The organism is Paraburkholderia sp. 22098, assembly GCF_052045935.1.
Classification (GTDB): Bacteria; Pseudomonadota; Gammaproteobacteria; order Burkholderiales; family Burkholderiaceae; genus Paraburkholderia; species Paraburkholderia caledonica.
This window is the reverse complement of sequence record NZ_JBQEPV010000003.1, coordinates 182,353-209,093: the sequence shown is the minus strand read 5'-3', so window position 1 is coordinate 209,093 and position 26,741 is coordinate 182,353. Positions and strand designations below refer to the sequence as shown.

The 26,741-nt window shown below is 62.0% G+C and carries 24 protein-coding genes; 13 read left to right on the top strand and 11 right to left on the bottom strand.

Translation table 11 applies throughout. The features are described 5' to 3' along the window. The 5 genes from ACTJLB_RS07625 to ACTJLB_RS07605 all read right to left on the bottom strand — a co-directional run bounded on the left by ACTJLB_RS07625 (position 1) and on the right by ACTJLB_RS07605 (position 6,969). Positions 1-1,020: an LLM class flavin-dependent oxidoreductase gene (locus ACTJLB_RS07625; RefSeq protein ID WP_440782943.1), complete on the bottom strand. Its 1,020-nt coding sequence runs from the start codon at positions 1,018-1,020 to the stop codon at positions 1-3. A gap of 76 nt (positions 1,021-1,096) precedes the next feature. After that, on the bottom strand, positions 1,097-2,311 hold the full coding sequence (gene coaBC / locus ACTJLB_RS07620) for a bifunctional phosphopantothenoylcysteine decarboxylase/phosphopantothenate--cysteine ligase CoaBC (protein WP_440782942.1): 1,215 nt from the start codon (positions 2,309-2,311) through the stop codon (positions 1,097-1,099). A 141-nt stretch (positions 2,312-2,452) separates the two neighbouring features. Continuing rightward, positions 2,453-2,959 (bottom strand): signal peptidase II, encoded by a 507-nt coding sequence (gene lspA, locus ACTJLB_RS07615; protein WP_251031403.1) that lies wholly within the window; start codon positions 2,957-2,959, stop codon positions 2,453-2,455. Positions 2,960-2,970: 11 nt separating this feature from the next. Beyond that, a complete protein-coding gene (gene ileS, locus ACTJLB_RS07610) occupies positions 2,971-5,808 on the bottom strand; it encodes an isoleucine--tRNA ligase (protein ID WP_440782941.1) in 2,838 nt (945 codons plus the stop codon). A 165-nt stretch (positions 5,809-5,973) separates the two neighbouring features. Further along, the gene (locus ACTJLB_RS07605) at positions 5,974-6,969 is read right to left on the bottom strand and encodes a bifunctional riboflavin kinase/FAD synthetase (protein ID WP_020069117.1); all 996 of its coding nucleotides are present in this window, start codon (positions 6,967-6,969) and stop codon (positions 5,974-5,976) included. Positions 6,970-7,085: 116 nt separating this feature from the next. Here ACTJLB_RS07605 and purN point away from each other — a divergent pair, with 116 nt between their 5' ends. From purN to nadC, 6 genes are all read left to right on the top strand, one after another. After that, a complete protein-coding gene (gene purN / locus ACTJLB_RS07600; protein WP_131317013.1) occupies positions 7,086-7,739 on the top strand; it encodes a phosphoribosylglycinamide formyltransferase in 654 nt (217 codons plus the stop codon). Next, positions 7,736-8,995, top strand: coding sequence for an RsmB/NOP family class I SAM-dependent RNA methyltransferase (locus ACTJLB_RS07595; RefSeq protein ID WP_440782940.1), 1,260 nt, complete (start codon positions 7,736-7,738; stop codon positions 8,993-8,995). Before purN ends, ACTJLB_RS07595 begins: the two co-directional genes overlap by 4 nt. A gap of 79 nt (positions 8,996-9,074) precedes the next feature. Further along, positions 9,075-10,448 (top strand): mechanosensitive ion channel family protein, encoded by a 1,374-nt coding sequence (locus ACTJLB_RS07590; protein WP_440782939.1) that lies wholly within the window; start codon positions 9,075-9,077, stop codon positions 10,446-10,448. 202 nt (positions 10,449-10,650) lie between these two features. After that, positions 10,651-11,847, top strand: coding sequence for a DesA family fatty acid desaturase (locus ACTJLB_RS07585; RefSeq protein WP_027778980.1), 1,197 nt, complete (start codon positions 10,651-10,653; stop codon positions 11,845-11,847). Positions 11,848-11,974: 127 nt separating this feature from the next. Then, on the top strand, positions 11,975-13,114 hold the full coding sequence (nadA, locus tag ACTJLB_RS07580; RefSeq protein WP_440783097.1) for a quinolinate synthase NadA: 1,140 nt from the start codon (positions 11,975-11,977) through the stop codon (positions 13,112-13,114). Beyond that, positions 13,114-14,043, top strand: a complete 930-nt coding sequence (gene nadC, locus ACTJLB_RS07575) for a carboxylating nicotinate-nucleotide diphosphorylase (RefSeq protein ID WP_310067703.1) — start codon at positions 13,114-13,116, stop codon at positions 14,041-14,043. Before nadA ends, nadC begins: the two co-directional genes overlap by 1 nt. Positions 14,044-14,106: 63 nt before the next feature. On the opposite strand, the gene nadB is transcribed toward nadC, so the two are convergent. From nadB to radC, 4 genes are all read right to left on the bottom strand, one after another. Then, a complete protein-coding gene (gene nadB / locus ACTJLB_RS07570) occupies positions 14,107-15,705 on the bottom strand; it encodes an L-aspartate oxidase (RefSeq protein ID WP_440782938.1) in 1,599 nt (532 codons plus the stop codon). A 241-nt stretch (positions 15,706-15,946) separates the two neighbouring features. Further along, the gene (gene rpmG / locus ACTJLB_RS07565) at positions 15,947-16,114 is read right to left on the bottom strand and encodes a 50S ribosomal protein L33 (RefSeq protein WP_007180630.1); all 168 of its coding nucleotides are present in this window, start codon (positions 16,112-16,114) and stop codon (positions 15,947-15,949) included. A 10-nt stretch (positions 16,115-16,124) separates the two neighbouring features. Then, a complete protein-coding gene (rpmB, locus tag ACTJLB_RS07560; protein WP_006050117.1) occupies positions 16,125-16,358 on the bottom strand; it encodes a 50S ribosomal protein L28 in 234 nt (77 codons plus the stop codon). 278 nt (positions 16,359-16,636) lie between these two features. Further along, on the bottom strand, positions 16,637-17,401 hold the full coding sequence (gene radC / locus ACTJLB_RS07555) for a RadC family protein (protein WP_087752875.1): 765 nt from the start codon (positions 17,399-17,401) through the stop codon (positions 16,637-16,639). A gap of 177 nt (positions 17,402-17,578) precedes the next feature. Here radC and ACTJLB_RS07550 point away from each other — a divergent pair, with 177 nt between their 5' ends. The 7 genes from ACTJLB_RS07550 (at position 17,579) to ACTJLB_RS07520 (ending at position 24,619) form a co-directional block, all read left to right on the top strand. Next, complete coding sequence (locus ACTJLB_RS07550) at positions 17,579-18,034, top strand: FKBP-type peptidyl-prolyl cis-trans isomerase (RefSeq protein WP_440782937.1); 456 nt, start codon at positions 17,579-17,581, stop codon at positions 18,032-18,034. Between the two features lie 2 nt (positions 18,035-18,036). Continuing rightward, positions 18,037-18,996, top strand: coding sequence for a 4-hydroxy-3-methylbut-2-enyl diphosphate reductase (ispH, locus tag ACTJLB_RS07545; protein WP_410800440.1), 960 nt, complete (start codon positions 18,037-18,039; stop codon positions 18,994-18,996). Positions 18,997-19,530: 534 nt separating this feature from the next. Beyond that, positions 19,531-20,733, top strand: coding sequence for a branched-chain amino acid ABC transporter substrate-binding protein (locus tag ACTJLB_RS07540; protein ID WP_020069106.1), 1,203 nt, complete (start codon positions 19,531-19,533; stop codon positions 20,731-20,733). Positions 20,734-20,962: 229 nt separating this feature from the next. After that, positions 20,963-21,913, top strand: a complete 951-nt coding sequence (locus ACTJLB_RS07535) for a branched-chain amino acid ABC transporter permease (RefSeq protein ID WP_013340266.1) — start codon at positions 20,963-20,965, stop codon at positions 21,911-21,913. Between the two features lie 22 nt (positions 21,914-21,935). Next, entirely contained in the window at positions 21,936-23,105 is a 1,170-nt protein-coding gene (locus tag ACTJLB_RS07530) for an ABC transporter permease subunit (protein WP_440782935.1), read from the top strand. Positions 23,106-23,123: 18 nt separating this feature from the next. Then, positions 23,124-23,897 carry an ABC transporter ATP-binding protein gene (locus ACTJLB_RS07525; protein ID WP_013340264.1) on the top strand — a complete coding sequence of 258 codons (774 nt, stop codon included), beginning with the start codon at positions 23,124-23,126 and terminating at the stop codon, positions 23,895-23,897. Between the two features lie 17 nt (positions 23,898-23,914). Further along, positions 23,915-24,619 carry an ABC transporter ATP-binding protein gene (locus tag ACTJLB_RS07520; protein ID WP_027804809.1) on the top strand — a complete coding sequence of 235 codons (705 nt, stop codon included), beginning with the start codon at positions 23,915-23,917 and terminating at the stop codon, positions 24,617-24,619. A 120-nt stretch (positions 24,620-24,739) separates the two neighbouring features. On the opposite strand, the gene ACTJLB_RS07515 is transcribed toward ACTJLB_RS07520, so the two are convergent. Together ACTJLB_RS07515 and ACTJLB_RS07510 are read right to left on the bottom strand one after the other, a co-directional pair. Further along, positions 24,740-25,213: a GNAT family acetyltransferase gene (locus ACTJLB_RS07515; protein ID WP_440782934.1), complete on the bottom strand. Its 474-nt coding sequence runs from the start codon at positions 25,211-25,213 to the stop codon at positions 24,740-24,742. Between the two features lie 15 nt (positions 25,214-25,228). Next, positions 25,229-26,413, bottom strand: a complete 1,185-nt coding sequence (locus ACTJLB_RS07510; RefSeq protein WP_408130959.1) for an acetylornithine transaminase — start codon at positions 26,411-26,413, stop codon at positions 25,229-25,231. Positions 26,414-26,741: the final 328 nt, after the last annotated feature.

Sequence of the window (26,741 nt, the reverse complement as noted above, 5' to 3'; positions counted from 1 at the left end):
TTAAGAAGTTGAAGCCGGGCGCCCGAGATCGAACGCTTCGGCCAGGAGTTCATAGGAACGCAAGCGCGCGCGATAGCTGCCTGCGACGGTAAGCACGATCAGCTCGTCGGCCTGGAATTGTTCCTGCAACGCATGGAGGCGCTCGGTCACGACTTCCGGCGTGCCGATGATACTGCGCGGCTTCTCACGGTCGATCACCAGTCTTTCGCGCTCGCCATACTCCTGCGCGACGCCCTGTTCGATATTCGGGATCGGTTCGTTCAAACCATAAGCCATTTGCACGCGACGCAGGTCGACGGCTTTTGCCAGATCAGCAGCCTCCTGTTCGGTGTCCGCGCAAATCACGAACACGGCGGCGGCCAGATACGATTGCTGCGTTTCCTCGCTCGGCTTAAAACGCTCGCGATACGCATGCGCGACCTGATGCCCGAAATGGGCGTTGATGAAATGCGCGAATGCGAAGCGGATTCCGAGCTGCGCTGCGAGCAACCCGCCGAATTCGCTTGAACCGAGCATCCACAGTTGCGGACGCGTGGCAACTTGCGGTTGCAGCAGTACGCCTCGCGCGACGTGATCAGCAGGCAGCGTGCCGTGCATCACGCCGAACAGATCGGCCACCTGTTGCGGGAAGATTTCGCCGCGGTTGTAGTCGCCCGCGGCAACCGCCTGGGCGGTGCGCATGTCGCCGCCGGGCGCGCGCCCTACGCCGAGATCGATGCGGTTAGGGAACAGCGCCTCCAGCATCATGAATTGCTCGGCGACCTTGAACGGGCTGTAGTACGGCAGCATGATGCCGCCGGAGCCCAGCCGGATGCGTCGCGTGACGCTGCCAAGGCGCGCGAGCATTACTTCGGGGCAGGGGTTCGACACGCCGCGCAAGCCGTGATGCTCAGCGCACCAGTAGCGCGTGTAGCCGAGATCGTCAGCGAGTTGCGCGAGTTCTACCGTGGCGGCAATCGCATCCGCCACCGAGTGCCCTGAAATGACGGGCGTTTGATCGAGCACGGAAAGTAGCGTCATGTCAGTGTGCTCCAGATGGGTCATTCGCTTCGCCGCGTTGCTTGCGGCGACTGCGTGCCGGCGCCGGACCGCCGGGTCAGCGAATCAAACTCGTGTCGGGCAGACGCTTCGCGATTTCCGCGATCAGCGCGCGCGCGAGCGTCTGCTTGTCGGCGCGCGGCAGCCTGGTTGCGCCGCCTGCTTCGAACAGGATGACCTCGTTATCGTCCATTCCGAATGTGAGCGGCCCGAGATTGCCGATCAGAAGCGGCACGTTTTTGCGCAGGCGTTTTTCCTCGCCATGCACTTCGAGATCGCCGCTTTCCGCAGCGAAGCCGACGGTGAACGGCGGGTGCGGCAACTTCGCGACCGAGGCCAGAATGTCCGGATTTTCGACGAACGAAAAAGTGGGCAGCGCGCGATCCGCGCTTTTCTTGATCTTGTGGTCGCTGGGGTGATCGACGCGCCAGTCAGCGACCGCGGCTACGCCGATGAAAATGTCCGCATCTGTCACCGCGCGCATCACGGCATCGTGCATCTGCTGGGCGGTTTGCACGTCTTCGCGGAACACGCCCCACGGCGTTTCGAGCGCGACAGGACCGGCCACGAGGTGCACGTCGGCGCCCGCCTGTTGCGCGGCGCGGGCCAGCGCGAATCCCATCTTGCCACTCGACCGGTTGGTAATGCCGCGCACCGGATCCAGCGGTTCGAACGTCGGCCCGGCGGTCAGCAACACGCGCCGGCCGGACAGAATTTTCGGCGCGAAGAACGACGCGATCGCCTCGTAGGTTGCCGCGGCTTCGAGCATGCGGCCGTCGCCAATTTCGCCGCAAGCCTGAGGACCGGAGTCCGGCCCCAGCACTTCGATTCCGTCCGCGCGCAACTGTGCGACGTTGCGCTGCGTGGCCGGGTTTTGCCACATCTGCCGGTTCATCGCGGGCACGACGAGCAGCGGACAATCGCGCGCGACGCACAGCGTAGCGAGCAGGTCATCGGCCATGCCGTGTGCGAGTTTGGCGAGGAAGTCGGTGGAGGCGGGCGCGATCACAATTGCGTCGGCTTCGCGCGACAGATCGATATGCGCCATGTTGTTCGCAATACGCGCGTCCCACTGGCTCGTGTAGACGGGCCGGCCAGACAGCGCCTGCATGGTCACCGGGGTGATGAACTGCGTGGCCGCTTCGGTCATGACGACCTGCACGGTTGCGCCGGCCTTGGTCAGCAGGCGCGTGAGTTCGGCGATCTTGTAGCAGGCAATGCCGCCCGTCATGCCGAGGACGAGGTGTTTCCCTGCGAGTTCTGCGGTTGCCAACGAAAGCCTCCGACAAAGCGTGGTGGCCGAGCGCGGCGCGCTTACACCGTTGCCGGCCGTCAAAGCGGACTTCTGGCGCGAGGCGAGCGGTCGAAAGCCGACCACGGCCTCGCGCGGTGAGGCGACCTTGTTGAGCCGACCTTAACGCGAGCCGCGTACGCGCCGCAACTCGTCGACTACGAGCAGGATCGCGCCGACCGTGATCGCGCTGTCGGCCAGGTTGAACGCCGGCCAGTGCCACGCGCGCACGTGGAAATCCAGGAAGTCGATCACGTGGCCGTACGCGAGCCGGTCGATCACATTGCCGAGCGCGCCGCCGAGTATCAACGCAAGCGCCGTGCAAAACATTTTTTGGCCGCCGTGGCGCTTGAGCAGATAGCAGATCACCAGCGCGGCGACCACGCCGAGTGCGGTGAACGCCCAGCGTTGCCAGCCGCCAGCCATTGCGAGGAAGCTGAATGCGGCGCCGCGGTTGTACACGAGAATCAGGTTGAAGAACGACGTGACCTCATGCGCGACGCCATAGGCAAACACCTTCTGCACCGCGATTTTGGTCAACTGATCGAACAGGATCACGATCAGCGCAACGCCCAGCCAAGGCGCCAGCGAACTGTTTCCGGCGGAAGCTTTCGATGTGGTTTTCGCCATGGTTCTCGCCATTATGCCGCGCTCCTCGCTTCACCGTTGCCGAACAGGTTGCTGACACAGCGGCCGCACAGCGTGGGGTGTTCGGCGTCCGCGCCCACGTCCGCGCGATAGTGCCAGCAGCGCTCGCATTTCAGATATTTCGACGTGATCACTTCGACGCCTTCTTCCGCTTCGTTTTCGACCTTGACGACGCTCGCAGCCGACGTGATCAGCACGAACTTCAGGTCGTCGCCGAGGCTTTTCAGCGCGTCGTAACGTGCGCCGCTCGCGCGGATTTCCACTTCCGCCTGGAGCGACGAGCCGATCAGGTTCGCAACGCGCGCTTCTTCCAGCGCCTTCGTCACGTCGCCGCGCGCAGCGCGCAACAAAGTCCATTTGTCGAGCAGCGCGCCGGCGTCCGGCACCGCCGGGAACGCGTGGTACGTCTCGGTGAAAATGGTCTCGCTCTTCGGCTGGAACACCTTCCACGCTTCTTCGGCTGTGAACGACAGGAACGGCGCCATCAGACGCAGCAGGCCTTGCGCGATGTGATACAACGCGGTCTGAGCCGAGCGGCGCGCGACGGAATCCGCAGCGGTGGTGTAAAGGCGGTCCTTCAGCACGTCCAGGTAGAAGCCGCCGAGGTCTTCGGAGCAGAACGTTTGCAGCTTGGCGACGACCGGGTGGAACTCGTACTTGTCGTAATGCGAGAGGATGTCGTTTTGCAGATTCGCCGACAGCGCCACCGCGTAGCGGTCAATCTCGAGCCAGTCTTCAACAGGGCGCGCGTTTTTCTCGAAGTCGAAGTCCGACAGATTCGCGAGCAGGAAGCGCAGCGTGTTGCGAATGCGGCGATAGCCTTCGGTCACGCGCTTCAGGATTTCTTCGGAGATAGCGAGTTCGCCCGAGTAATCGGTCGAAGCGATCCACAAGCGGATGATTTCTGCGCCGAGCCGGTTCGCCACTTCGTGCGGATCGATACCATTGCCGAGCGACTTGCTCATCTTGCGGCCTTCGCCGTCGACGGTGAAGCCGTGCGTGAGCAGCGCGTTGTACGGCGGACGGCCGTCGAGCATCGACGCGGTCAAAAGCGACGAGTGGAACCAGCCGCGATGCTGGTCCGAGCCTTCCAGATACAGGTCGGCCGGGAATTGCAGCTCGTCTTTATGCGAGCCGCGCAGCACGTGCCAATGCGTGGTGCCGGAATCGAACCACACGTCGAGCGTGTCGCGGTTCTTTTCGTACATGTTCGCGTCGTCGCCGATCAATTCGCGCGGGTCGAGTGTTTGCCAGGCTTCGATACCGGCCTCTTCGACGCGCTTCGCGACTTCCTCGAGCAACTCCAGCGTACGCGGATGCAGTTCGCCGGTTTCCTTGTGCACGAAGAAGGCCATCGGCACGCCCCATTGGCGCTGACGCGACAGTGTCCAGTCGGGACGGTTCGCGATCATGCTGAAAAGGCGCTGCTTGCCCCACGACGGATAAAACGCCGTGTTTTCGATGCCTTCGAGTGCGGTTTCGCGCAGAGTCTTGTCGGTATCGTTCGGCTTCACGTCCATGCCTGCGAACCATTGCGACGTGGCGCGGTAGATGATCGGCGTCTTGTGGCGCCAGCAGTGCATATAGCTGTGCGTGTACTTCTCGGTGCGCAGCAGCGACCCGGCGCCTTGCAGCGCTTCTACGATCTGCGGATTGGCCGCCCAGATCGACAGGCCGCCGAATAGCGCGAGCGATTCGATGTAACGGCCGTCGCCCATCACCGGATTGATGATGTCGGAATCGGCCATGCCGTGAGCCTTGCAGGACACGAAGTCTTCCACGCCATAGGCCGGCGACGAATGCACGACGCCCGTGCCGGTTTCGGTCGTGACGTAGTCGCCCAGGTAGACCGGTGCCGTCCGCTTGTAGCCGGGATGAGCGGACGCGAGCGGATGGTTGAAGCGCAGATTGACGAGCTTCGCGCCGGGCGTGGTCGCGACGACCGAGCCTTCCAGGCCGTATGCGTTCAGACATGCTTCGACGCGTTCTTCGGCGAGGATCAGCAGGCCGCGCGGCGTGTCGACGAGCGCGTAGACGATTTCCGGATGCAGGTTCAGCGCCTGGTTCGCGGGGATCGTCCACGGCGTGGTGGTCCAGATCACGATGCCGCCTTCGTTGCGCGGCAGCGCGGCGAGGCCGAACGCCTGCGCGGTCTTTTCCGGCTCGGCAAAGCTGAACAGCACGTCGATGGTCGGATCGGTCTTGTCCTTGTACTCGACTTCTGCTTCAGCGAGCGCCGAGCCGCAGTCGAAACACCAGTTGACCGGCTTCAGGCCGCGGAACACGTAGCCCTTTTCCATGATCTTCGCGAGTGCGCGGATTTCTCCGGCTTCGTTTGCGAAGTTCATCGTCTTGTACGGGTTGTCCCACTCGCCGAGCACGCCCAGACGACGGAAGCCGACCTTCTGCTTTTCGATCTGCTCGGTCGCATAGGCACGCGCCTTCTGCATCACTTCGGCGGCGGGCAGCGACTTGCCGAACTGCTTTTCGATCTGGATTTCGATCGGCATGCCGTGGCAGTCCCAACCCGGCACATAGACCGCGTCGAAGCCCGCCATGTTGCGCGCCTTGACGATCATGTCCTTTAGAATCTTGTTCACCGCGTGCCCGAGGTGAATGTCGCCGTTCGCATACGGAGGGCCGTCGTGCAGGATGAATTTCTTGCGGCCCTTGCTGGCGGCGCGGATCTTCTCGTAGACCTTGCGTTCCTGCCATTCCTTGACCCATTGCGGCTCGCGCTTGGGCAGATCGCCGCGCATCGGGAACGGCGTGTCGAGCAGGTTCACGGGATAACGTGACGGCGGTTTCGAATCGGCTTTCTTGTTGCTCATGATGTGGTCGCGGTGAATTCTTTATAAGCGCAGCGTGGCGCGGGTTGCGCACGATGCGCGAGAGCGTGGGGCGCGCCCGGCAGGCATGTCGCGCGATGCACGGACGCCTTTCGATGCGCGAGAGCGGCGGTCCTTGCGGCAATCAGCGCGCATGGACCGCGGCGGCTATCTAATTCGGTCGGTGGCCGACGTGGCGAAACCGGTGGAACGGCTGCCCGGCGAACCGGCGCCGACGGCCGCGAACCACGCGCGCGCGTTGGCGACGTCGCGCGCGATGGCGGCCGTGAGCGTTTCGAGGTCGACGTACTTTTCCTCGTCGCGCAGCTTCTTCAGGAATTCGACGCGCACGAGCTTGCCGTATGCGTCGCCGTGCCAGTCGAGCAGATGCACTTCGAGCAGCACGCGGCCGGAATCGTCGACGGTCGGACGCAGGCCGAGGCTCGCGACCCCCGGCAGCGGTTCGTCCGCCACGCCATGCACGCGCACGACGAAAATGCCCGCGAGCGCCGGACGCTTGTGCGCGATCGGCAGGTTTAGCGTGGGGAAGCCGAGATCGCGACCGAGCTTCATGCCGTGCACGACGTGACCGCTGATCAGATAATCGCGGCCCAGCGCGGCGCGCGCCGCGTCGAGATCGCCGGCCACCAGCGCGGCGCGCACGCCTGAACTGGATATACGCGCGCCGGACGGATCGGCGACCGTTGCCATTTGCTCGACTTCGAAACCGTAGTGCTGGCCCGCGGCTTTCAGCGACGCGAAGTCGCCCGCGCGCTTTGTGCCGTAGCGGAAGTCGTCGCCGATCATCACCCAGCGCGCGTGCAGCCCGTTGACGATGATCCGTTCGACGAACGCATCCGGCGACTGGCTCGCGAATGTGTGATTGAAGTGCTCTACGACGACGCGGTCCACACCGTTGGTGCGCAGCGCCTCCAGCTTGTCGCGCAGCATCGCGATGCGCGGCGGCGCGCCAGCGGGATTGAAGAACTCGCGTGGGTGCGGCTCGAAGGTCATCACGCAGACGGGCAGGCCGCGCGCGTCGGCCGCCGCGCGCACGTGCGCGAGCAAAGCCTGATGGCCGCGGTGGACACCGTCGAAGTTGCCGATGGTCAGTGCGCAGGGCGCACGGCTTTCAGCATTGGGAAGACCGCGGAAGACTCTCACGATAGCGCGTCGGGATAGAGCGGGCGAGGTGCCGCAAAACAAATGATTATAAACGCTCGGCGCATGGGACGGCGGCGCGTCGCGGTTTGGGTGCCCTCGAATGATAAAATCCGCGCATGAAAAAACTCGTCATCCTGATTTCAGGGCGGGGAAGCAACATGGAAGCTATCGTTCGAGCCTGCTCGGACGAAGGCTGGCCGGCGCAGGTCGCTGCCGTGATTGCCAACCGTCCGGATGCCGCGGGCCTTGCGTTCGCGGCGTCGCACGGCATTGCCACGGCGGTGGTCGATCACCGCCAGTTTCCCGATCGCGACAGCTTCGACTCCGCGCTCGCTGAACAAATCGATCGTTTCTCGCCCGATCTGGTAGCGCTCGCAGGCTTTATGCGCGTGCTGACAGACGGTTTCGTCGACCGTTATGCGGGGCGCATGTTGAACGTGCACCCGTCGCTGCTGCCGAGCTTTCCGGGACTGAAAACGCATCAGCAGGCGCTCGACGCCGGCGTGCGCCTGCACGGCGCGTCGGTGCATTTCGTTACTTCGCAGCTCGATCACGGGCCCATCGTCGCGCAGTCGGCGGTGCCCGTCGAGGCTGGCGATACGCCAGCCACGCTCGCCGAGCGCGTGCTTGCAACTGAACACATTATTTATCCACGCGCGGTGCGCTGGTTCGTCGAAGGGCGTCTCGCTCTGGATGGCCTGCGCGTCACGCTTACGCCGCCGGAGCCGCAATGGCTCTTTGCCGGTCACACCGCCGGAGAGGGCGCATGAGATTACATGGTTTTCTGATTGGACAAACTGAGACTTTGCTGGCCGAAGTCCTTCGACTGAACGGTCCTGCCGACGCTACCACGAGCCGTTTTTTTCGTGCGCATCCGAAGCTCGGGCACGGCGAGCGCGGCGTGATTGCCGAGGCGGTTTTCGCAGTGCTGCGTCGCCGGATGGAGTTTGCGCACCTTGCCGAAAGCGGCGCGGGCAGCCCCGCCCGCCGCATGGCCTTGCTCGGCCTGATGCAGACGGCCGGCCGCACGGCGCTCAAGCCGTTCGTGTCCGACTCGGAGTCGAAATGGCTCGAACACGTCGCGATGATCGATCCGGAAAGCTTGCCGCTGCGGATTCGCCTGAACCTGCCCGACTGGATCTATCAGGCGCTCGCGAAGCGTTTTGAACCAGCCGAACTGGCTCAACTGGCCGCCGCGTTGAACTACTCGGCGCCTTTGGATCTGCGCGCGAACCCGATCAAGGCGAGCCGCGACGACGTACTGAACGCGCTCTCGAAAGCCGGTATCGAAGCCGGCGCAACGCCGTTCGCGCCGTTCGGCGTGCGGGTAGTGGGCAAGCCGCCGCTCACCAAACTCGACGCGTTCCAGCACGGTTGGGTCGAGGTGCAGGACGAAGGCAGCCAGTTGCTGTGCTCGCTGGTGGCGCCCAAGCGCGGCGAGATGATCGTCGACTTCTGCGCGGGCGCGGGCGGCAAGACTCTGGCGCTGGGCGCGGCGATGCGCTCCACCGGGCGTCTCTATGCGTTCGACATCTCCGAGCGGCGTCTCGCCAAGCTCAAGCCGCGACTTGCGCGCAGCGGTTTGTCGAACGTGAATCCGGTACTGATCGACAGTGAACACGACGCCAAGATCAAGCGGCTCGCCGGCAAGATCGACCGCGTGCTGGTCGACGCGCCCTGCAGCGGTTTGGGCACGCTGCGCCGCAACCCCGACCTGAAATGGCGCCAGTCGCCGGAGTCGGTCGCCGAACTCGCGCCCAAGCAGGCGTCGATTCTGGCGAGCGCGGCGCGTCTGGTGAAAAAGGGCGGTCGCCTCGTGTATGCGACCTGCTCGATCCTGGAAGCGGAAAACGAAGCGGTCGTCCAGCAGTTCCTCGCAGATCATCCGGACTTTGCGCTCGTCCCCGCGCGCGAGGTGCTGGCCGAGCAGCGCATCGATCTCGAAATGGGCGATTACCTGTCGCTCTGGCCGCACCGCCACGCGACCGACGGCTTTTTCGCCGCCGTGCTCGAACGTCAGAGCTGAGCCCGCAATAGGCCAGCCGGCTCGCGGATCGATTATCCGAACCGCGAGCCGCACCTGAGCCGGTCATTCCGGCAACATCATGCAAAACCGTATCTTTTCTCATCTCTTCGGCGATCTCGCGCGCGACTTCGGCCAGCCCGTCATGCTTTGGCAAGTCGGGGTGCTGATTGCCACGCTCGCGCTCGCCTGGCTGCTCGCCCGCCTGTTGCGCCGGGCGCTTGATTTGCGCCGTCAAACCCGCTATCAGACGCTGCGCTTTGGAGCGGAAAGCCTGAACCGCGCGTTTTTCCCGCTGATCGGCGCCGTGCTGGTGTGGATCGCACGGGCGATCGCCGGGCGGTTCATCCACACGTCGCTGCTCGATCTCGCGTTGGTGCCGCTCTTCGGCATCGGCTTGATTTACATCGTGTTTTTCTTCGCGCGGCGCGTCTTCAGCCATGACGGGGAGACGCACCCATGGCTTTTCCTCGTCGAAAAGATCGTTTCTCTGGGCGTGTGGGTCGCCATGGCGCTCACCGTGATGGGCATTCAGGACGACGTGATCGCGTGGATGGCGAGCGTGCACTTTCGTGTCGCCAATGCGCATATGACGCTGCTCTCGCTCGTCACGGGCCTGCTGTGGGTCTGCGTGACGATGATCGTCGCAATGTGGCTCGGCTCGGCGTTCGAAGACCGTCTGATGCGCGCCGCGACGCTCGACGCGAATCTGAAAGTCGTGGTGGCGCGTGTCGGCCGCGCGGCGTTTGTACTGGCGGCGGTGTTGATCAGCTTGTCGCTGGTGGGCATCGACATCACCGTGCTCGGCGTATTCGGCGGTGCGCTGGGCGTGGGGCTGGGGTTCGGGTTGCAGAAGATCGCCAGTAACTATGTGTCGGGCTTCATCATTCTGATCGACCGGTCGCTACGAATCGGCGACACGGTTAACGTGAGCGGCCTGCAAGGCATGGTCACGCAGATTCGCACCCGATATACGGTCGTGCGCGGTCTTGACGGCATCGAAACGCTGATTCCCAACGAAAAACTGATTACCGACGTCGTGCAGAACCAGTCGTCGTATCTGACGCGTGGCTATGCGAAGGCTGCCGTGCAGATCGCCTACACCGCCGATGTCGAGCAGGCCATGGCGCTCCTCGCGCAAGCAGCGGACGGCGTGCCCCGCGTACTGACGGACCCGGCGCCTACGCCTTATCTCGTAGGCTTTGGCGCCGATGGCATCAACCTGGAGCTAGGCTTCTGGATTGCCGACGCGGCAACTGGCACATCGGCCGTCCGCTCGGCGGTCAATCGCAACATCTGGCAGCTTTTTTCCGCACACGGCATCTCCATCCCTTTCGCGCAACGCGAAGTCCGCATTGTCGGGAATGCGACTGACGTAGCAAATCTCGGAGGCGTGTTGTCCAAACCGGTAAGTGTGACCGACGGGATGGCGAATCAGGCTGGCAACGCTATTTAGCGGGCACTCGCACGGCACTGATGAGTCTAAGAGAGTTTGCTGCGGGCGTGTTTGTGTTGATGCTGCACAAAAAATCCCTATTTGTTACAAACACTTGGAACGCTTCCAGTAGAATGTCGTCCAATCCCGCTGTATGCTTTCACTTTCTTGACACGCGCAGTTCGCGGGTGTCTCGTGTCTCTCGTTCCACAGGTAAATTGCCTTGTTGAATTCTTTGCTCGATTTCCTTGCCCACGGTCTGATGCGCTTCTCGTGGTGGCAACTTGTTCTGTACACGCTCGCCGTGACACACGTCACGATCATCGGTGTGACGGTCTATCTGCATCGCTGCCAGGCGCACCGCGCGCTGGAGTTGCACCCTGTCGTCAGTCATTTTTTCCGATTCTGGCTGTGGATGACCACGGGCATGCTGACCGGTCAATGGGCGGCTATCCACCGTAAGCACCACGCCAAGTGCGAGACGGAAGAAGATCCGCATAGTCCGCAAACGCGCGGCATCTGGAAGGTGCTGCTCGAAGGCGCGGAACTCTATCGCACCGAAGCGAAAAATGAAGAGACGATGCGCAAGTTCAGTCACGGCACGCCGAACGACTGGATGGAACGCAACGTCTACACGAAGTACCCGATTCTCGGCGTCAGCCTGATGATGGTGCTGAACGTCGCGCTGTTCGGCGTGGTCGGCCTGACCATCTGGGCGGTCCAAATGGTTTGGATTCCGTTCTGGGCGGCCGGCGTGGTGAACGGTCTCGCGCACTTCTGGGGTTATCGCAACTTCAACTCGTCGGACGCCAGCACGAACATTTTCCCGTGGGGCATCATCATCGGCGGTGAAGAGCTGCACAACAATCACCACACGTACGCCACCTCGGCGAAGCTGTCGAACAAGTGGTACGAGTTCGACATCGGCTGGATGTACATCCGCATCATGTCGGCTTTCCGCCTCGCCAAGGTGAAGAAGGTCGCACCCACGCCGCGTCTGACCACGGGCAAGATGGTGCTCGATCAGGACACGTTGCAGGCCGTGCTGGCTAACCGGTACGAAGTGATGGCGCGTTACGGCAAGGCGCTCAAGCGTGCGTACCGTCAGGAACTCGCGCATCTGAAGGAAGTGGGCGCGCGCGAGAAATATCAGGTCATGCGCGGGGCGCGCAGCTGGTTCCACAAGGAAGAAGCGGGGCTCGACGAGCCGCAAAAACGTCTGCTGCCGCAAATTTTCGCGAACAGCCAGAAGTTGAAGACCTACATCGACATGCGTAACGAACTTGCGTCAATGTGGGAGCGCTCGAACGCGTCGCGCGATCAGTTGCTGGTGCAGTTGCAGGACTGGTGCCATCGCGCCGAAGCGAGCGGCATCAAAGCGCTGCAGGAATTCGCAATGCGACTGCGCCGTTATGCTTAGTCACGAAATCCATTAAAATTTCGTTACGTCACAAAACCCCGCGTTGGCGGGGTTTTGCTTTTTGGGCCGCGGAATTTGCATGACGCGACGGGTATTCCACGGCGGCAAAGCGAGGGCAGAAGAGATCATGGATCAGCAGGCGATCAGGGCCGTGGAATACGACCGGCCGCAGGCGCAGGGGACATCCTGCGGGATCGGGCAGGCGTGGGCGAAGGTGCCCGAGGTGCCGTCGGCGCAGGAAAAAGTGGCGCTGAAAGAACGCATTCGCGCATTGCTGAAGCGCGAGAAGGCCGTGCTCGTCGCCCACTACTATGTCGACGCCGAATTGCAGGAGCTGGCCGACGAAACGGGCGGCTGCGTGGCGGATTCGCTTGAAATGGCCCGATTCGGGCGCGATCACGAGGCCCAGACTCTCGTGGTGGCGGGAGTGCGGTTCATGGGCGAGACGGCAAAGATTCTCAGCCCGGACAAGCGCATTCTGATGCCGGATCTCGACGCAACATGTTCGCTGGACCTCGGCTGTCCGGTAGATGAATTCTCGGCTTTCTGCGACGCACATCCGGACCGCACGGTGGTCGTTTATGCGAATACGAGCGCGGCCGTTAAAGCCCGCGCAGACTGGATGGTGACATCGTCGATTGGACTGGAGATCGTGGCCGACCTTCACGCGCGCGGCGAAAAGATCATTTGGGCGCCTGACCGGCACCTTGGCGGTTACATCCAGAACAAGACCGGCGCGGACATGCTGATGTGGCAGAGTTCGTGTCTCGTACACGATGAATTCAAGGGCATTGAACTCGATTTGCTGCGCGCCGAATACCCGGGCGCGAAAGTCCTGGTTCATCCGGAGTCTCCGGCCAACGTGGTTGCGCAGGCGGATGTCGTCGGCTCCACCACTCAGTTGATCGATGCCGCGCAGAAGTTGGATGCGACGCACTTCATCGTGGCAACGGACCTCGGCATCCTCCATAAGATGCAGCTCGCCGCGCCCGGCAAGACGTTGATCGCCGCGCCTACTGCCGGCAACAGCGCGACATGCAAGAGTTGCGCGCACTGCCCGTGGATGGCGATGAACGGTCTCGCGAATCTCGCCGACGTCCTCGAACGCGGTCATAACGAGATTTTCGTCGAACGCGCGGTTGGCGAGCGTGCACGTGTGCCGATCGACCGTATGTTGGACTTTGCCGCGCGCCATAAAAAGCGCGTGCAAGCGAGCGGCGACCTGGCGCGCGACGCGCAGTTGTATTCGAACGTGGGAGCTGCCTGATGACCGCGGCAGCGCAGAGTTCAGCAGTGCCCCGTTCGGCGCCATACAGTCACGCCGAAGCCGTGTCGCCACTCTTCGCCGAGGTCCATGCGCAATACGGCGCGGCGTTCGACGCAGCGCTTGCGCGCAACGTCGCCGACGCGCTTGCGGAGGACGTCGGCACGGGTGATCAGACCGGCCGCCTCGTCCCCGCCGATGACGTGCGCCGCGCGCGTGTCGTCGTCCGTGAGGATGCGGTGTTGTGCGGTGTGTCGTGGTTCAACGCGGTTTTGCGGCAAGTGGATTCGCGGATCGAGGTGCAGTGGCTTTACCGCGAAGGCGACCGGATGACAGCGGACACTCCCGTGTGCGAACTGCGCGGGCCGGTCCGTGCGCTGCTCACTGCCGAGCGCAACGCGCTTAACTTCCTTCAACTTCTATCAGGCGTGGCGAGCGCCACGCGCCGGTATGTGGATGCGGTCGCTCATACGCGTACCCGCATTCTCGATACGCGCAAGACCTTGCCCGGCTTGCGGCTCGCGCAGAAATACGCGGTGCGCGTGGGCGGCGGAGCGAATCAACGGCTCGCGTTGTATGACGGCATTCTGATCAAGGAAAACCACATTGCCGCTGCCGGCGGAGTGGGGGCGGCTATGGACGCCGCGCTCGCGCTCAACGCGGGCGTCTCTATCCAGATCGAGGTCGAGACGCTCGATCAGCTGGAAACGGCATTGGCGCATGGCGCGGAGTCTGTTCTTCTCGACAACTTTTCGTTCGATTCGATGCGGGAAGCTGTGCGCATCACTGCGGGGCGTGCAGTACTGGAAGTGTCGGGTGGAGTGAACTTCGAAACAGTGCGGACTATTGCCGAAACGGGCGTCGACCGTGTGTCGATCGGCGCCCTGACGAAAGACGTGCGAGCGACCGACTACTCTTTGCGTATCGTCTGACGAAGTTCTTGCTTATAAAACGCCACCACCGGCCCGGAGCCGACGGTGGCGTTTCGCCTTTGATCACACGTTGCGGTTTCGGACGTGCTCGGGCGAGAGCACAGTTGGCAGCGCTTTCGGCAAAGTTGCCGGCCAGTCGCGGCTGAAATGCAGGCCGCGGCTTTCGCGCCGGGAGCGCGCGCCGTCCACGATCAACGAGGCTACGTCCACCAGATTGCGCAACTCGAGCAAGTCGCGGCTCACCTTGAAGTTCGCGTAATACTCGTGGATCTCGTCGCGCAACAGCGCCAGACGGTGTTTGGCTCGAGCGAGGCGTTTGTCCGTGCGCACGATGCCAACGTAGTTCCACATGAGCCGGCGAAGCTCGTCCCAATTGTGGGCGACGACCACTTCTTCGTCGGGGTCCGAAACGCGGCTCTCGTCCCAGTCTGGCAAAGGCGCGTGGACGGCGCCGCAGAATCCCTCTTCTTCGATCGCGCGTGCCGCCGAGCGGCCAAGCACGAGGCACTCGAGCAGCGAATTGCTGGCAAGGCGGTTCGCGCCGTGCAATCCAGTGCAAGATGTTTCGCCGACTGCATAGAGCCCTGCGAGATCGGTGCGGCCGGCCAGGTCGGTAACTACGCCACCACACGTGTAGTGTGCCGCCGGGACTACGGGGATCGGCTCCTTCGTAATGTCGATACCGAATTCGAGACACCGAGCGAGGATCGTCGGAAAGTGCTCGCGGAGAAAGTTCGCCGGCTGATGGCTGATATCTAGATACACGCAATCTATGCCGCGTTTCTTGATCTCGAAGTCAATCGCGCGCGCCACGATGTCGCGCGGCGCGAGTTCAGCGCGTTCATCGTGGTTCGGCATGAACCGCGTGCCGTCCGGCAGCTTCAGGACGCCTCCCTCGCCGCGCACCGCTTCAGAGATCAGGAATGACTTTGCGTACGGGTGGAAGAGGCAGGTGGGATGGAACTGGATGAATTCCATATTCGAGACCCGGCAGCCTGCGCGCCATGCCATCGCGATGCCGTCGCCCGTCGCGGTATCGGGATTTGTCGTGTACAGATAGACCTTGCCGGCGCCCCCGGTGGCAAGCACCGTATGCGGCGCCTCGATCGTGACGGTGCGTCCGCTTTCCACATCGAGCGCATACAGGCCATGGCAACGGCGGCCCGGCAGTCCGAGCCGGTCAGACGTGATCAGGTCGATTGCGTAGTGATCTTCCAGCAGCGTGATGTTCGGATGCTGCCGCACGCGTTCGCTCAGCGTGGCAACTACCGCATGGCCCGTCGCATCCGCCGCATGAATGATCCGCCGATGGCTATGGCCGCCTTCCCGGGTCAGATGGAAGCCGAGTTCCGCGGAGTCGTCTTTGGTGAACGGCACGCCTTGTTCGATCAGCCATTCGATCGCAGCGCGCCCGTGCTCGACGATGAAACGCGTAGCGGCTTCATCACACAGGCCGGCGCCTGCAACGAGCGTATCGCGCACGTGATTTTCGATGCTGTCCGCCGAATCGAGCACCGCGGCAATGCCGCCTTGCGCCCAATCGCTCGCACCCTCGGTTATAGACCGCTTGGCGATCACCGCGACCCGCCGCGTCTGCGCGAGGTTGAGCGCGACGCTCAGTCCCGCGAGACCGCTACCGACAATCGCCACATCGAATTCCATTGCTCGCATCTCCGTCTTTCGTTTTGCTGTAGCAGCGTGCGATTTACGCGCTGCTAAAACGGGAAAGGATACGCGCCGCGGCGGTCAAGGGAAAGCTGGCTGAACGTTATAAGACTCTGTATCGCCGACGATGGCGACTTGTCAGGGTCAGCTGGTTTGGTTGGTCCAAAACAAAAAGCCTCGCACGAGTGCGAGGCTTTTTGTGTATGTCTTGCCGTCGTCAGGCGGCAGGAGCCAAGATTTATTTAATCTTGGTTTCCTTGTACTCAACATGCTTACGGACGACCGGATCAAATTTCTTGATCAGCATCTTTTCCGGCATGTTGCGTTTGTTTTTCGTCGTCGTGTAGAAGTGACCCGTGCCTGCGGTCGATTCCAGCTTGATCTTGTCGCGTGCGCCTTTCGCCATGATTTACTCCTTAGGCTTCACCGCGTGCGCGCAGATCTGCGAGCACAGCGTCGATACCGTTCTTGTCGATCAGGCGCAGGCCGGCGTTCGAAATACGCAGACGCACCCAACGGTTTTCGCTTTCCACCCAAATGCGGCGGCTTTGCAGGTTCGGCAGGAACCGGCGCTTGGTTTTGTTGTTCGCGTGGGAAACGTTGTTGCCGCTCATCGGCGCTTTCCCAGTTACTTGGCATACGCGTGCCATGAGAGCACTCCTAATACGCTAATTCTGAGTTCGAACGCCGTGAAAGTTTCCCGAAAAGAGTCGCGCTGAAATTCAGGCACGTATCCTTTCCGGAACGCCTTGGTGGCTTCGGAACAGGGGGTTGGAAACAGGCAAACCGGAATTCTAGCAGAAAAAAAGCCGCAAAATCAAACCTTATTTGCGGCAGCAAGACAAGGTGCAGGGCCTTCTCCTTCGCCGTTCGCGCTTTTTCCATACCGTTTCGGGACGAGCTACAGGCGCCGACGCATGGTCCAACGTCAGGGCCAGCCGTCGCGGGCAAAGGAGTATACGCTGTCCGAGCCGATCACCAGATGATCGACCAGTTGAACGTCGATCAGCGCAAGCGCTTCGCGCAGTGCGCGCGTCAGACTGCAGTCGCTCGCGCTCGGCCGCACAGCGCCAGACGGATGATTATGCGCGACGATCAGGCTTGCCGCATTGAGCGTCAACGCACGCCGCACGATCTCGCGCGGATACACCGCCATACGCGTGAGCGTGCCGCGCGCGCTTTCCTCGCTGCGGATAAGCCGGTGCCGGGCGTCCAGAAACAGCGACACGAACACTTCGTGCGGACGGCCGCCTATCAGCAGGCGCAGGTAGTTTTCGACCGCTTCCGGAGAGTTCATGAGCGACCGGCGACGCATTTTATCGACGAGCGAGCGCCGCGCCATTTCCATGATCGCGAGCAATTGCGCTTTTTTCGCGGGCCCGATGCCGCGCAGCCCGTCGAAGTCCGTGTAAGTGGCGTCGAGCATTGCCCGCAGTGAGCCGAAACGGTCGAGCAGCTCGCGAGCCACACTGAAAACATCGTGGCCCGGCAAGCCGGAGCCCAGTACCAGCACGATCATCTCGGTGTCTGATAGTACGCCGGGGCCCTGGTCGATCAGCCGCTCACGCGGCATGTCACGTTTGGGCCATTTGCGCCTGCGACGCAATCCATCCGCCGTGGGAGCCGGAGCACCCGGCGGCGAACGAGCGAAATCCAACATTGGTTCGTCGATCGTCGACGCATAATCAGACATATACAGACAATTCCTCCGCTTGGGGTTCGGCCCGGTGCGCGCGATGGACGCAAGCCGAGGCCAGCCATGTGGCTTACAATAGACGCTTTGCGCACGGCACGCCGACGGTTTGCCGCACGCGTCAGCTGCGCCCCGCGGCGCACGCGTGAGAGCGCGCTTCGACTGAGCGAGCATTGCATGAGCATCATCGACATTTCCGAAGTGAAGGCCGGTTCACACGTGACGCTTCACTACCGGCTTTCCCTTGCCGATGGCGCCGAAGTCATCAACACCTTCAACGACAAGCCCGCCACGCTGCTGCTCGGTGCGGGACAGCTCGCACCGCCGCTGGAAGACATTCTGATGGGTTTGAAGGTCGGCCACCATTCGACCTTTCAGCTAGCCCCCGGGGCCGCATTCGGTCCCCGTAATCCGGAGTTGATCCAGCGCGTGTCTCTGGCCACGCTGCGGGAAAACAGCATGATCGGCGAGGATTTTTCGCCAGGCGACCTGGTCGAATTCAACGCGCCGGGCGGCGGCCGCTACGCTGGCGTTCTGAAAGAAGTGAACGAAACGTCGGCCCTGTTCGATTTCAACCACCCGCTTGCCGGCCTGGCGCTGGCATTTGAAGTGAAAATCATCGGGATTCTTTAAACATGATCATCGCGGATACGACCCTTGCCGAAACGGAGATCCTGCTGGCTCAGCCGCGCGGGTTCTGTGCCGGCGTCGATCGGGCTATCGAGATTGTCGAGCGGGCCATCAAGCTGCACGGCTCGCCGATCTACGTGCGCCACGAAATCGTCCATAACGCCTACGTCGTCGAAGATCTGCGCAAGAAGGGCGCTATTTTCATCGAGCGTCTGGAAGAGGTGCCCTCCGGCAATACGGTCATTTTCAGCGCGCACGGTGTCTCGAAAGCGGTGCGCAGCGAGGCCGAATCGCGCGGGCTGCGCGTCTACGACGCCACCTGTCCGCTCGTCACCAAAGTGCACATCGAAGTGGCGAAGATGCGGCAAGACGGCTTCGACATCGTCATGATCGGTCACAAGGGCCATCCAGAAGTGGAGGGCACGATGGGCCAGGCGGGCGAAGGCATGTACCTCGTCGAAGACATCGAAGACGTGCAGGCGCTGCAACTAGCCCGCCCAGATCGGATCGCATTCGTCACGCAAACCACGCTTTCCGTCGACGACGCAGCGGAGATCATCGGCGCGCTCAAGGCGAAATATCCGTCCATTCGCGAGCCGAAGAAGCAGGACATCTGTTACGCCACGCAGAACCGCCAGGACGCCGTGAAGTTCATGGCGCCGCAGTGCGACCTGGTGATCGTGGTCGGCAGCCCCAACAGTTCGAACTCCAACCGGCTGCGGGAACTCGCCGAAAAGCTCGGCGTGCCTTCCTATATGGTGGACTCGCCCGACCAGATCGATCCGGCATGGGTCGAGGGCAAACGCCGGATCGGCGTGACTGCCGGTGCCTCGGCGCCTGAGGTGCTTGCGCAGGCCGTGATTGCCCGTCTGCGCGAACTCGGCGTGCGCAACGTGCGCGCGCTCGAGGGCATTGAGGAAAACATCGCGTTCCCGTTGCCGCGTGGCTTGGGTCTGCCAGCCTGACCTCTCTGAAATAGTCAGAAAGTGCGCGCCCTCGGGCGCGCTTTTTTTGCCCGTGGCTAGCGAGTGCGGCCAGCAATTGGTGCCACATCGTCCAAGGCGCCCGCTTTTCGCCTCCCGTTTCGATATTTTTTCGCGAATTCGATCCGACATTTATTGAAATTTGATGACTATGGCCCCGTTTTATGAGGCTTGATCCGGCCGCAAACTATTTTGACGCACTAACATGGTGCCGAGAGAGCGGCGGCGCCGTTTAAATATGATTTAAGCGAAAGCGCGCTGCGACCGGGCCTTGAACCAACCGTCCGCAACACTTGATGCGAGCGGATCCCACGGTGGTGCAACTGATGCACGAAAATCAGTCGCAACCGGGTTGCGCCTCCGGCTTCGATGCGGTCTTGAAAAACGGTTGCAATGCAGGAAAACCCTGCCGGTTCAACAATATTGCCCGTCGCAAAATTGGAGTTACAATGCGCGCGTTCTCAAGGCCTTAGGGTCCCGAACAATAGATTTTGCAAGGCGCGGGAGACCTATTTAATGCGAGTCAAGTTTGCTTACGCCGTGTCCATCGCGGCCGCGGTTGCGATGCTGACCGCGTGCGGCAAAAAACAGGATGGCGAGGCGGGAGCAGGGGCATCGGCGGCAGTGGCGGCATCCGCTGCGCCGGCGAGCGAAGCAATCGTTGTGAAGATCGGCCATGCAGCCCCGCTGACGGGCGGCATCGCGCATCTGGGCAAGGACAATGAAAACGGCGCGCGTCTCGCGGTCGAGGAAATCAACGCACAAGGACTGACGATCGACGGTCACAAGATCGACTTGCAGCTCGACGCGCAAGACGACGCGGCGGATCCGAAGGCCGGTACGGCGGTCGCGCAGAAGCTCGTCGACGATCACGTGGTGGCGGTGGTCGGGCATCTGAATTCGGGTGTGTCGATTCCGGCTTCGAAGATTTATAGCGACGCAAGCATTGTGCAGATCTCGCCTTCGTCGACGAACCCGGCGTACACGCAGCAAGGTTTCAAGACGACCTATCGCGTCGTCGCCACCGACGCGCAGCAAGGTCCGGCGCTCGCCAATTACGCCACGAAGGCGTTGGGCGCCAAACGCATCGCCGTCGTGGACGATGCAACCGCCTACGGTAAGGGGCTCGCGGACGAATTCGCGAAGACCGTCGAGGCGAGCGGAGCGAAAATCGTCGCGCGGGAAGCGACGAACGACCGGGCCACGGACTTCCGGGCCATCCTCACAAAGATCAAAAGTGTTCATCCGGACGCCATCATGTTCGGCGGCATGGACGCGACGGGCGGGCCGTTTGCCAAACAGGCGGCGGCGCTCGGTATCAGGGCAAAAATCCTTGGCGGCGACGGCGTGTGTACCGACAAGGTGGGGGAGCTGGCGGGAACCGCCGTGCAAAACCTGGTCTGTTCGGAAGCGGGACTCGCGCTTTCGAAAATGGACAGGGGAGCGGACTTCGAAAAGAAGTACGTGGACCGCTTCCACACGCCGGTGCAGATTTACGCACCGTTCACGTATGACGCTGTGTACGTGATTGTCGATGCAATGAAGCGCGCTAATTCGATCGAGGCGCCCAAGGTGCTGGCTGCGATGCCGTCCACCGATTACAACGGGGTAATCGGCCGCATCGCGTTCGACGACAAGGGTGATTTGAAAGAGGGCGCCATTACGCTTTACGACTTCAAGGACGGCAAGAAAGCGGTTCTCGACGTCGTGAAGATGTGATGACGGGACGTTCAGCCTGACGGCACCGAACCACCCAACGGTGCCGTTTTTGCATCCGCTGAAGGCGAGCCTGCGACTGTGACCCAGTCGTCTGGGCAAACCGGCGGCGGATAAACCCTTACCGGTCTTTTACATCAGTACCCGCAGTGCCGTTGAGATTCCGTAACGCATCACCGCCCACCGGCTGATGAAGAGCGCGAATCCAGTCGCACGGGCTAAGGAGCATTAAATGGATATCTTCATCCAGCAGATCCTAAACGGACTGGTGCTGGGCAGCGTTTATGCCATCATCGCACTGGGCTATACGATGGTTTACGGCATTCTTGGCATCATCAACTTCGCTCACGGCGATGTATTGATGGTGGGCGCGATGGTCGCGCTCTCCGCCATAGGCGTGCTGCAAAACCACTTCCCTGGCCTCGGCAACGTGCCGACGCTGTGCATCGCGCTGGCAATTGCCGCCGTGGTTTGCGCGGTGGTGGGCTACACGATCGAGCGCGTGGCCTACCGGCCGTTGCGCAAGGCGCCGCGTCTCGCTCCGCTGATCACCGCGATCGGCGTGTCGATCCTGCTGCAAACGCTCGCCATGATGATCTGGTCGCGCAACCCGCTGCCTTTCCCGCAGCTTCTGCCCACCGATCCGCTGAACGTGATCAAGGCCACCGACACGACGCCTGGCGCCGTGATCTCGATGACTGAAATCGTGATCATCGTTGTCGCGTTCCTCGTCATGGCAGGCCTGCTGCTGCTCGTGCACAAGACCAAGCTCGGCCGCGCGATGCGCGCCATCGCCGAGAACCCGGGCGTCGCCTCGCTGATGGGCGTGAACCCGAACTTCGTGATCTCGGCGACCTTCATGATCGGCTCGGCGCTTGCTGCGCTCGCCGGCGTGATGATCGCATCCGAATACGGCAACGCGCACTTCTACATGGGCTTCATCCCCGGCCTGAAGGCCTTTACCGCGGCGGTGCTCGGCGGTATCGGCAATCTCGGCGGCGCGATGGTCGGCGGCGTGATTCTGGGGCTGATCGAACAGTTGGGCGCCGGCTATATCGGCAACCTGACCGGTGGTGTGTTCGGCAGTAACTATCAGGACGTGTTTGCGTTCATCGTGCTGATCATCGTGCTGGTGTTCCGTCCGTCGGGTCTGCTCGGCGAACGCGTTGCGGATCGCGCTTGATCCAGGCCAAGGAGTAAATCAAATGACCTCAATTCAACCGATCGAGCCGTCCACGACGCTCATTCCCGAGAAGAACCTGGCGAAGACGCTGACCGTCGGCATCGTCACTGCGTTCTTCGTGATCGCTGCGCCGATGATCATCGGCACCGCCGGCGGCAACTACTGGGTTCGCGTGCTCGACTTCGCGATGCTGTACGTGATGCTGGCACTCGGTCTCAATGTTGTGGTCGGCTTTGCCGGCCTGCTCGACCTGGGTTATATCGCCTTCTACGCGGTGGGCGCCTATACCGCGGCGCTGTTGTCTTCGCCGCATCTGACCTCGCAGTTCGAGTGGATCGCGCATCTCGCACCGAACGGGCTGCACGTGCCGTTCCTCATCATCGTGCCGTGCGCGATGGCGGTGGCGGCGTTTTTCGGCGTGATACTCGGGGCACCGACGCTGCGTCTTCGAGGCGACTATCTCGCCATCGTGACGTTGGGCTTCGGGGAAATCGTCCGGATCTTCCTGAACAACCTCGACCGTCCGGTGAACATCACCAACGGCCCGAAAGGCATTACCGGGATCGATTCGGTGCACCTGGGCGACTTCAGTCTCGCGCAGACGCACTCGCTGTTCGGCTTCCAGTTCCCGTCGGTGTACTCGTACTACTACCTGTTCGTGCTTGCCGCGCTGCTCGTGATCTGGGTCTGTACGCGTTTGCAGCACTCGCGTATCGGCCGTGCATGGGCCGCGATTCGCGAAGACGAAATCGCCGCCAAGGCGATGGGCATCAACACGCGTAACGTGAAACTGCTCGCGTTCGCGATGGGCGCGTCGTTCGGCGGCCTGTCGGGCGCGATGTTCGGCGCGTTCCAGGGCTTCGTGTCGCCGGAATCGTTCACGCTGCCGGAGTCGATCGTCGTGCTGGCGTGCGTGGTGCTGGGCGGCATGGGCCACATTCCTGGCGTGATTCTCGGCGCGGTGCTGCTCGCTGTGCTGCCGGAGTTCCTGCGCTCGACGATGGGTCCGCTGCAGCACATGCTGTTCGGCCATGAAATCGTCGACACGGAAGTGATCCGCCAGCTGGTCTACGCACTCGCGATGGTGCTGATCATGCTGTATCGCTCGGAAGGCTTGTGGCCGTCGCCGAAGCACGAAGACAAGATTGCGAAACTGTCGAAGCGTGGCGGCAAGAAGCCGGTGCGCGCCTGACGGACAGGGAGAAAAAACATGAGCGATAACATTCGACTGTCGGTGAAGGGCGTCAACAAGCGCTTCGGCGGTTTGCAGGCACTGTCCGACGTCGGCCTGGAAATCAAGGCCGGCCAGATTTATGGTCTGATCGGCCCGAACGGCGCCGGCAAGACAACGTTCTTCAACGTGATCACGGGCCTGTACACGCCTGACTCGGGCGACTTCAAGCTCGACGGCCAGAACTACACGCCGACCGCGGTGTATCAGGTGGCGAAGGCGGGCATTGCCCGTACGTTCCAGAACATCCGTCTGTTTGGTGGCATGACCGCTCTGGAAAACGTGATGGTCGGCCGGCACGTGCGCACGAAACACGGCTTGCTGGGCGCGGTGTTCCAGACGCCGGCCGAGCGCAAGGAAGAGCGTGAGATCAAGGAGCGCGCGATCGAACTGCTGGAGTACGTCGGCATTGCGCAGTACGCGGACTACACGTCGCGCAACCTGTCGTACGGCCACCAGCGCCGCCTCGAAATTGCGCGTGCGCTTGCAACCGATCCGAAGCTGCTCGCGCTCGACGAACCCGCTGCCGGCATGAACGCAACGGAAAAGGTCGAACTCACGCGACTGCTCGACAAGATCCGCGCCGACGGCAAGACGATCCTGCTGATCGAACACGACGTGAAGCTCGTGATGGGTCTGTGCAACCAGATGACGGTGCTCGACTACGGCAAGGTGATTGCCCAAGGACTGCCGCAAGACGTGCAGAAGGATCCGAAGGTGATCGAAGCTTATCTGGGTGCAGGAGTCCACTGATGTCCACGACGCAAGCAATGTTGAAAATCAAGGGCCTGCAGGTCAATTACGGCGGCATCCAGGCAGTGAAGGGCATCGACCTCGAGGTCGGGCAGGGCGAGCTGGTCACGCTGATCGGCGCGAACGGCGCGGGCAAGACCACGACGATGAAGGCGATCACCGGGCTCAAGCCGTATGCCGCAGGTGACATCGAGTACATGGGTCAGTCGATCAAGGGCGTGCCGCCGCATGAGCTTCTGAAGCGCGGCCTCGCGATGGTGCCGGAAGGCCGCGGTATCTTCGCGCGCATGTCGATCGTCGAGAACATGCAGATGGGTGCGTATCTGCGCAGCGACAACGACGGCATCAAGGCCGACGTCGACCGTATGTTCGGTTTCTTTCCGCGTCTGAAAGAACGCGCCACGCAATACGCGGGCACGCTTTCGGGCGGCGAACAGCAGATGCTGGCCATGGCGCGCGCGATCATCTCGCGTCCCAAACTGCTGCTGCTCGACGAACCGTCGATGGGCTTGTCGCCGATCATGGTCGAGAAGATCTTCGAAGTGGTGCGCGCCATTTCCGCTGAAGGCATGACCGTGCTGCTCGTCGAGCAGAACGCGCGTCTCGCGTTGCAGGCGGCGAACCGCGGCTATGTGATGGACTCGGGTCTCGTCACGATGTCGGGTGATGCGAAGCAGATGCTGGACGATCCGAAGGTCCGGGCGGCTTATCTCGGTGAATAAGCTGGGTGAATGAGTTGGGTGAATAAGCTTTCAAGCTGAACCGCCGATGAAAAAAGGCCGCATGCGTGAGTCAAACGCATGCGGCCTTTCTCTTTTTACGACGCATGAAGCGCCTGCAAACTAAACCGGCGGCGAGTCCGCCAACTCACCAAGACGTTTGCCGAAACTGACCACCGCATCCGCGCGATAACCGAGCGCCTCGTAAAACGCGCGGACGTCGCTCTTCGCGGACAACACCTGCAGGTTCAGCTTCGGACAGCCCAAAGCCGTCAACGCGTCTTCGACGTGTGCGACCAGCCGCGAGCCGATGCCATGTCGCCGCACCGACTCGTCCACCGCGAGCGAATAAAGCCAGCCGCGATGACCGTCGTAGCCGCCCATCACCGTGCCAACCACTCGCTCAGCCAGCACCGCTACAAAGAACAGCTCGGGCTGCGTCGCGAGCTTGTTCGCAATCGACAGATGCGGGTTGCGCTGCGGCTTCGTCACGTCCCTGTATTCCGGGAAGGCCTGCTGCCACAGCGCGACCACCGCGTCGGTGTCGCTCGCGTCGAAGCGGCGGATAGAGAGTGTTGCGGTCGCGGTCGTCGTCATACGCGTTCTGTGCAATTACAGCGTGTCGAGGATCGAACGCAGCATCGCCATCATCTGGTCGATCTCTTCGTTCGTGACGTTCAGCGCAGGCATGAAGCGCAGCAGGTTCGGGCGCGCCGCGTTCAGCAGGAGGCCGTCGGGCTGCATGTCACGCGCCTTTTCGACGATCTGGTTGCCGATGTCCTTGCCGAGCAGCAGTGCACGCAACAGACCTTCGCCGCGCTCTCCCTTGAAACCGCGCTCTTCCGACAACTCGAGCAGTTTCGCGCGCAAATACTCGCCGCGAGCACGCACGCCTTCGAGGAAGCCCGGCGCGGTGAGTTGCGAGATCACCGAGTAACCGACCGCGGTCATCAACGGATTGCCGTTGTAGGTGCCGCCCTGGTCGCCTGCTTCGAACACGGCGACTTCGGCTTTCGCGAGTAGCGCCGCGAGCGGCACGCCACCGCCAATACCCTTGCCGAGCGTCATGATGTCCGGCTCGACGCCCGACAGCTCATACGCGAACAGCGTGCCGGCACGGCCGCAGCCGCTTTGCACTTCGTCGACGATCAGCAGCACATTGTGCTTGCGCGTCAGCTCACGCAGTTGCTGCATGAATTCGCGCGTTGCCGGAATCACGCCGCCTTCGCCCTGGATCGGTTCGAGCATCACTGCTACCGTCTTCGCGTTGATGAGCTTTTCCACCGACGCGATGTCGTTCAAATCCGCTTTCGGGAAGCCGGGCACTTGCGGCGCGTAGATCGTGTCCCAACCCGGCTTGCCGCTTGCCGACATCGTGGCGAGCGTGCGGCCGTGGAAGCTGTGATCGAACGTGATGATTTCGAATGCGCCGTCCTTGAATTTCTTGCCCCACTTGCGCGCGAGCTTGATCGCGCCTTCGTTCGCCTCGGCACCGCTGTTCGCGAAGAACACCTTGTCGAAGCAGCTATGTTGCGTGAGCAGCGCCGCGAGCTTCGCCATCGGCTCGTTGTAGAAAGCCGGCGACGGATTGAAGAGCAGCTTCGCCTGCTGGTTCAGCGCTTCGATCATGCCTTCGTTGCAATGACCGAGGCAATTGACCGCCCAGCCCTGAATGAAGTCCAGATATCGCTTGCCGTTGTTGTCGTAGAGCCACGAGCCCTTGCCGTGCGTGAAAACGATTTCGGGCCGGTTGGTGATGTACATCAGCGACTCGATCGGATATTCATTGAAATTCATGACGGCAGGCTCCAGACAGCGGGTAAGAGGTGGATAAGGCGTTGGCGCACGTCAGCCGATGAGCAAACGGGCCGGAAAAACAAAAAAGCCACGGCATGCCGTGGCTTTCATGATTCGAACAGCTTGCGCTTTGTTGTAGCGCGAATCCGTGATGAAGCCGGCGGCGTCCCTAGGGAAGCGGCGAGCGGCGACGTCGAAGTTCGGATTGGATGCGGTTCATGCGCGAAAGAATACGACAATAAAAGCGCTGGTGTAAACCTTGAATTTGCACGGATTCATCGCGATGGGCGCGTCTGGCAGTTTTTGCGCGCCTGTCTTCATGCTGACA